This is a genomic window from Sphingopyxis sp. (assembly GCF_025869345.1).
GTDB lineage: Bacteria > Pseudomonadota > Alphaproteobacteria > Sphingomonadales > Sphingomonadaceae > Sphingopyxis.
Genome location: NZ_JAOZVW010000069.1, coordinates 1 through 9,273 on the forward strand (window position 1 = coordinate 1; position 9,273 = coordinate 9,273).

At 67.3% G+C, this 9,273-nt stretch carries 9 protein-coding genes; 2 read left to right on the top strand and 7 right to left on the bottom strand.

Annotated features, from left to right (window positions below):
- Positions 1 to 104: 104 nt before the first annotated feature.
- Positions 105 to 1,445 (bottom strand): PLP-dependent aminotransferase family protein, encoded by a 1,341-nt coding sequence (locus OJI97_RS07435; RefSeq protein ID WP_297662424.1) that lies wholly within the window; start codon positions 1,443 to 1,445, stop codon positions 105 to 107.
- Positions 1,438 to 1,875, bottom strand: a complete 438-nt coding sequence (locus tag OJI97_RS07440; protein WP_297662425.1) for a DUF983 domain-containing protein — start codon at positions 1,873 to 1,875, stop codon at positions 1,438 to 1,440. Before OJI97_RS07440 ends, OJI97_RS07435 begins: the two co-directional genes overlap by 8 nt.
- A gap of 84 nt (positions 1,876 to 1,959) precedes the next feature.
- Here OJI97_RS07440 and OJI97_RS07445 point away from each other — a divergent pair, with 84 nt between their 5' ends.
- Positions 1,960 to 2,535 (top strand): phosphoribosyltransferase, encoded by a 576-nt coding sequence (locus OJI97_RS07445; protein WP_297662426.1) that lies wholly within the window; start codon positions 1,960 to 1,962, stop codon positions 2,533 to 2,535.
- Positions 2,528 to 3,553 carry an adenosine deaminase gene (locus OJI97_RS07450; RefSeq protein ID WP_297662427.1) on the top strand — a complete coding sequence of 342 codons (1,026 nt, stop codon included), beginning with the start codon at positions 2,528 to 2,530 and terminating at the stop codon, positions 3,551 to 3,553. The genes OJI97_RS07445 and OJI97_RS07450 overlap by 8 nt, the downstream gene beginning before the upstream one ends.
- A gap of 104 nt (positions 3,554 to 3,657) precedes the next feature.
- On the opposite strand, the gene OJI97_RS07455 is transcribed toward OJI97_RS07450, so the two are convergent.
- The 5 genes from OJI97_RS07455 to OJI97_RS07475 all read right to left on the bottom strand — a co-directional run bounded on the left by OJI97_RS07455 (position 3,658) and on the right by OJI97_RS07475 (position 9,058).
- Positions 3,658 to 4,041 carry a reverse transcriptase-like protein gene (locus OJI97_RS07455; RefSeq protein WP_297662428.1) on the bottom strand — a complete coding sequence of 128 codons (384 nt, stop codon included), beginning with the start codon at positions 4,039 to 4,041 and terminating at the stop codon, positions 3,658 to 3,660.
- A gap of 19 nt (positions 4,042 to 4,060) precedes the next feature.
- On the bottom strand, positions 4,061 to 6,160 hold the full coding sequence (locus OJI97_RS07460) for a TonB-dependent siderophore receptor (RefSeq protein ID WP_297662429.1): 2,100 nt from the start codon (positions 6,158 to 6,160) through the stop codon (positions 4,061 to 4,063).
- Positions 6,157 to 6,888 (bottom strand): hypothetical protein, encoded by a 732-nt coding sequence (locus OJI97_RS07465; RefSeq protein ID WP_297662430.1) that lies wholly within the window; start codon positions 6,886 to 6,888, stop codon positions 6,157 to 6,159. Before OJI97_RS07465 ends, OJI97_RS07460 begins: the two co-directional genes overlap by 4 nt.
- A gap of 110 nt (positions 6,889 to 6,998) precedes the next feature.
- Positions 6,999 to 8,681, bottom strand: a complete 1,683-nt coding sequence (locus tag OJI97_RS07470; protein ID WP_297662431.1) for a M56 family metallopeptidase — start codon at positions 8,679 to 8,681, stop codon at positions 6,999 to 7,001.
- The gene (locus OJI97_RS07475) at positions 8,681 to 9,058 is read right to left on the bottom strand and encodes a BlaI/MecI/CopY family transcriptional regulator (protein ID WP_297662432.1); all 378 of its coding nucleotides are present in this window, start codon (positions 9,056 to 9,058) and stop codon (positions 8,681 to 8,683) included. Before OJI97_RS07475 ends, OJI97_RS07470 begins: the two co-directional genes overlap by 1 nt.
- Between the last annotated feature and the right edge of the window lie 215 nt (positions 9,059 to 9,273).

Below are 9,273 nucleotides of genomic sequence, written 5' to 3' on the forward strand. Positions count from 1 at the left end.
TCTCTCAGCGCCGGATGAATGGATCCCGGATCAAGTCCGGGATGACGAAAGAAAAGAATGTCCGCTTCCCACCCCAAAGCCGACTTCGCTTTGCATTACACCGCCTAAACCGCCGCCAGTTCGCGCGCCAGCACCGCCAGCCCGCGCCGCAATCCCGCGCGGTCGATCGCACCGCCCAGCGACACGCGCAGCGCCGGTGCCTTTACTGCGCCCACGGCAAAATCATCCGCCGCGATGGCCATCATCCCCGCCCCGCGCAACACTCCGGCAACGCGCGCCGGATCGGCTCCGCCCGCCAGCGGCACCCACAGATGATAGCCGCACGGATGCGCGGCGTAGCTCCCTGCAGGCAACAGGTCGGCGGCGATCGACTGCCGCGCCACCGCTTCGGCGCGCGTCTCGGCGATCAGCCGGTCATAACTCCCGTCCTCCAGCCAGCGCGTCATCAGCGCAGCATTAAGTGGCGGCGGCATGACGTCGCTTCCATGCACCTCGGCCGCCACCGCCAGCGCATCCGTCACCGACGGCGCCCGCACATGTGCGATGCGAAGCGCGGGAGAGATGATCTTCGATGCGCTGGCGACATACCAGCCGCATTCGGGCGCAAAGCCCGACAGCGGCGCGATCGGCGCCTCGGCAAGCAGACCATAGGCGTCATCCTCGATGAGCCGCACCCCATGCCGCCGCACCGCCGCGCCGATGGCCGCACGCTCGTCGGCATCGAGCGTGACGGTGGTCGGATTGTCGTTGGTCGGCACGACATAAAGCGCCGCGACCGTCTCGCGCCGGCAGAGCGCGTCCAGCGCGTCGGCATCGATCCGCGCCAGCGGCGCCAGCCGCAACCCCGCCTTCTTCGCAATCGCCAGGAAGCCCGGATAGACATATGTTCCGCACGCGACGACATCGCCCGCCTTCAAGGTCGCGCCGGCAATCGCGTGCAGCGCATTCTGCGCCCCGGCGGTCACCACGACCTGATCGGCTTCGCTCGCCAGCCCAAGTCGCCCGAAAAGCGCCGCGCCCGCCGCGCGGTCGGCCTCGCGCCCGCCCGCGGGCGTATAGTGCAGCCGCCCGCCCGCGCCCGGCGCGCGCAGCAGCGCACTCGACGTCCGCTCCCACGCCGCAAGCAGCGACCCGCCCGCCACCTCGGGCGGCATGTTCATCCCCGTGTCGCGCGGCGGCGGCCCCGCCGCGATCGCATCCTGCGGCAACACGAAGCTCCCCGCGCGTCCGCGCGCGCCGATCAACCCGCGCGTCCGCGCCTGCTCATAGGCTTTGGTGACCGTGGTCAGGTCGATGCCGAGCCGAGCCGCGAGCGCGCGCTGCGGTGGCAGCCGATCGCCGGCGCGCAGCGCGCCGGTTTCGACCGCGCTCGCGATCGCTTCGGCAATCGCGACATATTTGGCGCTGTCGGTGCGCGCGAGGTCGGGAATCCAGCCGTCAGCCATCGCCTTCGACCGTCTCGCCCCTGGCGCGCGCGTGGAGTTTCGCCCACAGCGCGTCGGTGCCCGCTTCCTGCGCGCGGTTCACATATTGCGACGCGACCAGCCAGCCCTTGATCGGCTGAAGCGCCGCAAGGCAAGGAATGATCATCAACGGCACCGAGACGATCAGGTGCATCCACCACGGCGGATTCAGCGCGACCTCGAACCAGACAACGAGGAACAGCAAGGGAAAGGCGATGAAGCAGAGCGAAAAGAAAGCCGGCCCATCGTCGGGCGCCGCGAAATCATAATCGAGCCCGCATTGCGGGCAGTGCTCCTGCACCTTCAGCCAGCGCCGGAACATCCGGCCCTCGCCGCAACGCGGGCAACGGCCATGCAGCCCCGTGCGGTAAATCCACAGTCCCTTGTCGCGGCCTTCTAGTTCGCCAGTCATCGACTCACTTCCTGCATATCCATACACAATACCATACATAATGGTGGGCATGACAAATGTCGAGTGGCGGACTATTTCCCGCGCATGAGCGACGATAAAATCTACATCAGCGCGAACGATCTTCTCGCCGACTCGCTGCGGCTCGGCATGAAGGTCATCGACAGCGGGTTCGAACCGACGCATCTCGTCGGCATCTGGCGCGGCGGCGCGCCGGTCGGGATCGCGGTGCAGGAACTGCTCGACTATCACGGCCACCATTGCGACCATATCGCGATCCGCACCTCCTCCTACAAAGGCATCGACGATCAGAACCCGCAGGTGCGCGTCTTCGCGCTCGGCTATCTGATCGACACGCTGAACCCCGGGGACCGGCTGCTGATCATCGACGACGTCTTCGATTCGGGGCGCAGCATCCGCGCCTTCATCGCCGAGCTTCGCGCGCGCTGCCGCCACAACATGCCGCGCGACATCCGCATCGCGACCGTCTGGTTCAAGCCCGGCCGCAACGTCACCGACCTGCGGCCCGATTTCTTCGTCCACGAAACCGACCGCTGGCTGATCTTCCCGCACGAGATCGACGGGCTGACGGTCGAGGAAATCCGCCGCCACAAGCCCGAGGCGGCGATCATCCTGCGCGAGGAGGACGCATCGCATGACTAAGGATTTCGCATCCGCCGCCGACCGCGCCGCCTTCATCGCGGGCCTGCCCAAGGCCGAGCTTCACCTCCATATCGAGGGCTCGCTCGAACCCGACCTGATGTTCGCGCTCGCGCAGCGGAACGGCGTCGCCATCCCCTTCGCCTCGGCCGAGGAGGTACGCGCCGCTTATGCCTTCTCGAACCTACAGGATTTCCTCGACATCTATTATCAGGGGATGGGGGTCCTCCAGACCGAGCGGGATTTCCACGACCTCACCGCCGCCTATCTCGCCCGCGCCCGCGCCGATGGCGTCCGCCACGTCGAAATCTTCTTCGACCCGCAGGGCCACACGGCGCGCGGCATCGCCTTCGAAACCGTCGTCACCGGCATCACTCGCGCGCTCGACGCGGCGCGGACGGAGCATGGGCTGACGTCGAAGCTGATCCTCTGCTTCCTCCGCCACCTCAGCGAAGCCGAGGCCGAAGCGACGCTCGACGAAGCGCTGCCCTTCCTCGATCGCATCGACGGCGTCGGGCTCGACTCCTCCGAGGTCGGCCACCCGCCATCGAAGTTCGAACGCGTCTTCGCGCGCGCCCGCAATCTGGGGCTGAAGCTCGTCGCGCACGCGGGCGAGGAAGGTCCGCCCGCCTATGTCCGCGAAGCGCTCGACCTCTTGCATGTCGACCGCATCGACCACGGCAACCGCAGCCTCGAGGACGACGCGCTCGTCGCGCGCCTCGCGGGCGAAGGCATGACCCTCACCGTCTGCCCGCTCTCGAATCTCAAGCTCTGCGTTGTCGACGACCTTGCCGCCCATCCGCTGAAGACCATGCTCGACGCCGGGCTGGCCGCAACGGTGAACAGCGACGACCCCAGCTATTTCGGCGGCTATGTGAACGCGAACTATCAGGCCGTCGCCGACGCGCTCGACCTGTCGAAGGCCGATCTCGTGGCGCTGGCACGCAACAGCTTCACCGGCTCCTTCCTGAGCGACGCCGACAAGGCAATGCACCTCGCCGCGATCGACGCCTACGCCTGATCCTGGAATCGTCATTGCGAGGAGCGAAGCGACGCGGCAATCCAGAGTCCGCATAAACCGCTCTGGATTGCTTCGCTTCGCTCGCAATGACGAAGATAGTCGATCTATCGAGGATGCAGCTTCGCCAGCGCGATTCCGGCCAGATTCTGCGTGCGAGGGATGTGCCGGATGCGCGGTGCCGGCCCCTCGCCCGCCAGCGCGCGAAACGCCGCGAGGTGCCCCGCGGCCTCGCCATGCGCCCGCACCTTCCCCGTCGCCTGCGCGATCACCGCCGCAGCGTCGCCCAGCAGCACGAAATCCGTGACCCCCCGCGCCCGCGCCAGCCGCAGCGCCGCGATCAGCGCCAGCCATTCGGCGTCGAGACTGCTCCCGGCCCCGATGTCGCGCTCGATCGTCGCGACGCCGCCGGTCACCACCGCGATCTCCATCGACCCCGGATTCGGCCGGCAACCGCCGTCGAAATAGATTTTGGTCCGCCGGGCGATCATTCGCCGGCCATAGCCGATCTCAGAATTTCCCGCGCACCGAAAAGGCGAAGATCGGGCCGATCAGCCGGTCGCGCTCCTCGACGAAGGCGATCTCGCTCGCCCCGCGCAGCCCTTCATACACCGTCCGGTCGCGCCGCGAGCGGGCGTTGGTGATATTGTTGATCGACGCACGCACGGTCAGCCCCATGACATTCTTGTGCTCGACGAACACAGACGCCCAGATCGGTCCCTCCCACACCTTGTCGGTCTGGTTGCGGCGATAATTGGGCTGAACGTGCGAATATTCGACATGGCCGCCCCAAGCCCAGTCGCTACCCGGAATGTCGTGGCGCAGGTCGGCGCTCAGCGCCGTATCGGTGAACCCGCTCCATTGTCTTTTCTCGCCGGTGAAGGGATCGCGCAGCGTCGATGTCTGGAACAGCAGACTGGTGTCGAGCTTGACTCCCTTCAATCCCGCCGGATCGAAGTTGATCGTCGAGGTCCATTCGACCGCGCCGGCCTTGGCCTTGGCGATATTGCCGACCGCCTCGCCATCCAGCCCGATCGGAATCACGTCGACGCGATCCTCGACGTCGCGATAGACGAAATAGAGCTTGGTCGATCCCCACGCCCCCAGCTTCTTGTTGATCTCGAGTTCATAGCTCCAGTCCTGCTGGGGCCGCAGATCGTTGTTGCTCTGATTCTCGTTGCCGTCGTTGAGGAAGGCGCGCGCGAGGAAGTCATAGAAGCTGAGTTGCAGCACCCGCCGCCGGATCTTGAGCGATGCGTCGAAATCGGCCGACGGCGCCCAGGCGAGCGTCAGCGACCCCTTCGGCCGGAAAAAGCTGCGCGTCAGGCCGTTCGGGCCGGTCTGCGTGATCGTCGAATGCTCGGCGCCCGCGGTCAACTGAAAGCTGAAGGCATCGGTGATCTTGCGCCCGAAGCTCAGCAGCCCTTCGTAGCGGTCTTCGCTGACCCCGCCGGTCCCGCCGTCGAACGGCTGGTCGATCCACTTGCCCGAGGGATCGAGCGTGGCGATCGACGCGACATTGTCCAGCGTGTTGAACGCCGCCTCGCCCGAAAGCTGCCAGTCGCCGCCGAACATCTTCCACTGATATTCGCCGCGCGCGATCGTCTCGCCGATGTCGCCCGTCTGCGCGAAGCGGTCGCCGGTCGCGGGCGTCCCATCGTCGGGGGCGGTGACGATCTCCTGCGAATAGGGTTCGTGGCTGAACCGCCTGAGCCCGATCAGCTTGAGCTTGCCGGGGCCGACCCCGAACTGATAATCGCCGCTGAGCTCGTAATTCCAGCTATCGGCATTTTCGTAGACGGTGCGGATGCGGTCGGGTTGGCCGGCACCGATGCGCACGCCATCCTCGTCATAGCGGTCATATTTGCGCTGAATATGCCCGCCGATATTCGCGACACTGTCCCCCGGCGGATCCCAGGTGAGGCGCCCCGACAGCTTCGGCGTGTCATAATGGGTGTTCCAGATATCCTTGCGCCGCTCGATGATGCTGCCCGCGCCATCATAGATCAGCGTCGGGCCGCCGGCACCGCTGCGCGCCGAATCGTCGTTGCTCAGCGCCGCCTCATATTCGATCTCGCCCGTCCGTCCGCGCACTGACACGTCGGCCCGGGTCAGCAGCGGATCGGTGTAATGCGCGCGAAATTCGGGCTTCCACGAAAACTGGCCCGAAAAACTGTCGGCGCGATAGACGATGTTCGCGACCTGCCCCGACAACCCCGGAATATCGAGCGTCGCACCATCGACGATCTCGATCCGCTCGACATTGCCCGCGGGGATGCGCGAGAGCTGGGTGTACATGTCGTCGGCCTTGTTCGACGGCCGCTCGCCATTGAACAGGACGTTCCCGGTCGCCTGACCCAGCCCGCGAAGCTGCTCATTGTCGCGGATCGAAAAGCCCGGAACCTGCGCCAGCATGTCATAGGCGTTCTTCGGCGCATAGCGCGCGAAATCGGCGGGGGTGAAGACCTGCCGCGCCGCGCGGTTCGCACTCGCGGCAATATCGGTCGATGCGGGGGGCGGCGTGTCGCCGGTCGGCGGCGACTCCTGTGCCGCGGCGGGCAGGGCGGAGAGGGCGGCGGCGACCGCCGCAAGGCTGACGGCAAATTTCACTGACCGCTCCCCCGCGCCCGGTTCATCGCCCGCGCATAGTCGGGCGACACGTCCATCGCCTTCATCGCGACGACGTCGTCGGCGGCCAGCCCCCGATAGCCCGCCGCGGCGAGGCCCCGCACATAGGGCCCGTCGACATCGAGCGCCTTGCACGCGATCGCGTCGCCGACATCGGTCAGCACCATCGCATCGGACTTCAATTCGCGAACATAGGCGGGGGTGACGTCGAGCGCGGCGGCGGCGATCAGGTCGCCGCTGTCCTTGGGCTTCACGCCTTCGCGGGTCAGCCCGTCGGCCAGGTCGATCGTCGCATCGACGAGCAGCATCGTGACCAGCTCACCGCGGTCGTCGGGCGCCAATCCCCGCACCGCGAGTCCGGCCTCGAAGCGCGGATCGGCGGAAAAACGACAGTGCCCCGCGCCCGCGAAAGCGCCCGTCAGCCGGCCCGAGCAAGCGAGCGTCCCGGCCGCGTGCGCCACGGTGAAGGATACCGGCCCCGCGCCGCCTTTCAGCGCCTCGCGCGCCGCCCGGAATTCGGCGCGGCCGTTCAGCGACACATCGCTGCTCGACGATGCGTGGCTGATCCGCAGATGCGGCTCGACACCGGTTGAAGGCGCGATCGTCCAATCGATATGATCGACGATCAGCGGATCGGCGGCAGCGTTCGGCGCAGCCTGCGCAAACACCGACAACAAAGCGGTTCCAGCGGCAAGAATCAGGGTTTTCATGGCATGTCCTCCCTCCACACGCCAGGCGAGCGTCATCGCTCGCCGCAGCGGCGGCGTTTCAAAAGTGGGGTTCGATCAACGGAAGCTGTGATTGGACGAACGTCCGGGCGTCAGTTCTCGGGTGCGGCCGGGGGCTCGGGCGGCGCGGGGAATTCGACCCGCGCGACGCGGCCGTCGGCGCCGCGCGCTTCGATCACGCCGCGGCTGATATCGACCGTAGCCCGCTCGTCCCGGCGGCTCGTCGATGTCCGCATCACGCCCCGCGTCATGCCGGTCGCGCGCAGCTCGACCGCGTCATCGGGGCTTTTCAGCGCGTAGCCCGCACCGCGCATCTTGCGGATATAATCGCCGGTGACCCCCATCGCGCGCAGCGCGGTCAGGTCGTCGATCGACAGGCTGCGGAACGCGCCCTTCATCTCGCGGGCATAGCCCGGCTCGATATGCAGCGCCGAGGCTCCGATCAGATCGTCCATCGAGGCGCCCGGAAAAACGCCGCGCATCGCCCGGATATAGGCGGGGTCGACCCCCACCGCTTTCGCCGCGATGATATCGTCGGGGTCCATCGAGCCGCCATGCTCGCGCATCTCCGCCACATATTCAGGGGTCACACCGACCGCGCGCATCCCGACGAGCTGATCGGCGGTGAGTGGTTTCGGCGCTGCGGCGGCGGGCGCTGCGTTCGCGTCCCCGGCTCCGCCCACGGCCGCGGTGGACTGCGGCGCGGCCGGGGCGGCGGCGGCGAAAGGAACCGGGGAGTCCTTCGCCGCCTTTTTCTGATCCGCCGTCGCCGAAAAGGCGGCGAGCGGCGCGGTGACCCCGGCAAGCAGCACCAGGCTCATCAGCATCCAGCTCACGCTCGCGGGGCCGCGTTTCAGGCTGCCGTCGAGCACGCGGGTGATCCGGCGCTTGAGGCTGCCCTTGCCCGGGGCGACCCCGTGCGCGGCGAGCAGCGCGCCCTGATTGTCGTGGCGCGCGGCGCCGACGAGCAGGCTCGCATAATCAGGGCCGTCGATATCGGCCATCAGCACCGCATCGTCGGCGGCTTCTTCACGCAACTGATGGCTTTCGCGCGCCAGCATCCACACGAGCGGGTTGAACCAGAAGAGCGCGCAGACGGCGCGCGCGCCGAGGAGCTTCGCCCAGTCGAGCCGCGCGACATGCGCCAGTTCGTGCGCGATGATCGCCTCGGCCTCATCGACCGCGCCGACCGTCACCGGGCTCAGCACGATCGTCGGGCGCAGCACGCCCCAACTGATCGGCGAGCGCAATTCCCGGCTGACGAGCAGCGCGGTGCCATGCTTGAAACCCATGCGCCGCTGCGCCTCGGCGAGTGCCGACAGCCACGACCCCTCGGTCAGCACCTCGGCCCGGCCGCGCATCGCGAACAGCCGCACCACCGCGAGCAGCATCATTCCACACAGCAACGCCAATGGGATCGCATAGAGAAAGGGCGCAAGATCGCCGACCTCCGGCAGCGTGAAACTCGCCGTGTCGGCCGTGGCCGAAGCGGCGGGCGCAGCCGCCGGTAGCGCCTCCGCCGAAGCCGACGCGGCGGGCGCGGCGGCGATCGGTGCGGGTTCGGACGCTGCGGTCCAGCTTTCGGGAAGCGGCGCCCACGCCGGCAGCAACAGCATCGCGGCTGGAAGCGCCAGCAGCGCGACGATCCCGGCGTGCGCGATCAGCGACCGCTCGCCCGACGATCGCGACCGCGCGAGCCGCAGCAGGATCAGGGTCAGCCCCGCGACCGCGGCGGATTTCCAGGCAAGGCCCAGCAGCATGGCGGTGGTGATCATCACTGGTCTCTCCCTTCGCGCGCTTTCGCGATCATCTTTTCGAGCTCGTCGAGCTCCGACGCCTTCATTCCGTCCTGCATCCCGAGCAGCGCCGCGGCGGCGCTCGTCGCCGACCCGTTGAAAAAGACGCGCACGACCTGGCTCAGCGCCGATCTGCGCGCGGTCTTGTCCGACACGCTCGGCGCATAGACGAAGCCGCGCTCCGACGCCTCGCGCGCCACGAAGCCTTTCGCCTCGAGCCGCTTCAGCATCGCACGGATCGCCGATCCCGACAGCGCATCGCTCAGCGCCTCGCCGATTTCGGTCACCGTGGAGGCGCCGCGTTCATAGAGAATATCGACGATCTCGCGTTCTCGCGGGGGCAGGCTCGACAGCATTTCCGAATCACCTCATGCGCTACATTTGTAGCGTGCTACATTTGTAGCGCGTGGTTGGCAAGCGGTTTATTCGGATAATACACGGGAGCCGGAGCCGCGCCTGCTTTTTGGGTTGCGGAGCGGACATCCCCCTCTTCGTCATTCCCGCGAAAGCGGGAACCCAGAGCGTGCGTCGGCTGACCCCGCACTGGGTTCCCGCTTTCGCGGGAATGACG

Bases quoted from the DNA above. Each gene is read 5' to 3' on its own strand.
- OJI97_RS07435 (WP_297662424.1), bottom strand. From the start codon at position 1,445: ATGGCTGACGGCTGGATTCCCGACCTCGCGCGCACCGACAGCGCCAAA.
- OJI97_RS07440 (WP_297662425.1), bottom strand. From the start codon at position 1,875: ATGACTGGCGAACTAGAAGGCCGCGACAAGGGACTGTGGATTTACCGC.
- OJI97_RS07445 (WP_297662426.1), top strand. From the start codon at position 1,960: ATGAGCGACGATAAAATCTACATCAGCGCGAACGATCTTCTCGCCGAC.
- OJI97_RS07450 (WP_297662427.1), top strand. From the start codon at position 2,528: ATGACTAAGGATTTCGCATCCGCCGCCGACCGCGCCGCCTTCATCGCG.
- OJI97_RS07455 (WP_297662428.1), bottom strand. From the start codon at position 4,041: ATGATCGCCCGGCGGACCAAAATCTATTTCGACGGCGGTTGCCGGCCG.
- OJI97_RS07465 (WP_297662430.1), bottom strand. From the start codon at position 6,888: ATGAAAACCCTGATTCTTGCCGCTGGAACCGCTTTGTTGTCGGTGTTT.
- OJI97_RS07470 (WP_297662431.1), bottom strand. From the start codon at position 8,681: ATGATCACCACCGCCATGCTGCTGGGCCTTGCCTGGAAATCCGCCGCG.
- OJI97_RS07475 (WP_297662432.1), bottom strand. From the start codon at position 9,058: ATGCTGTCGAGCCTGCCCCCGCGAGAACGCGAGATCGTCGATATTCTC.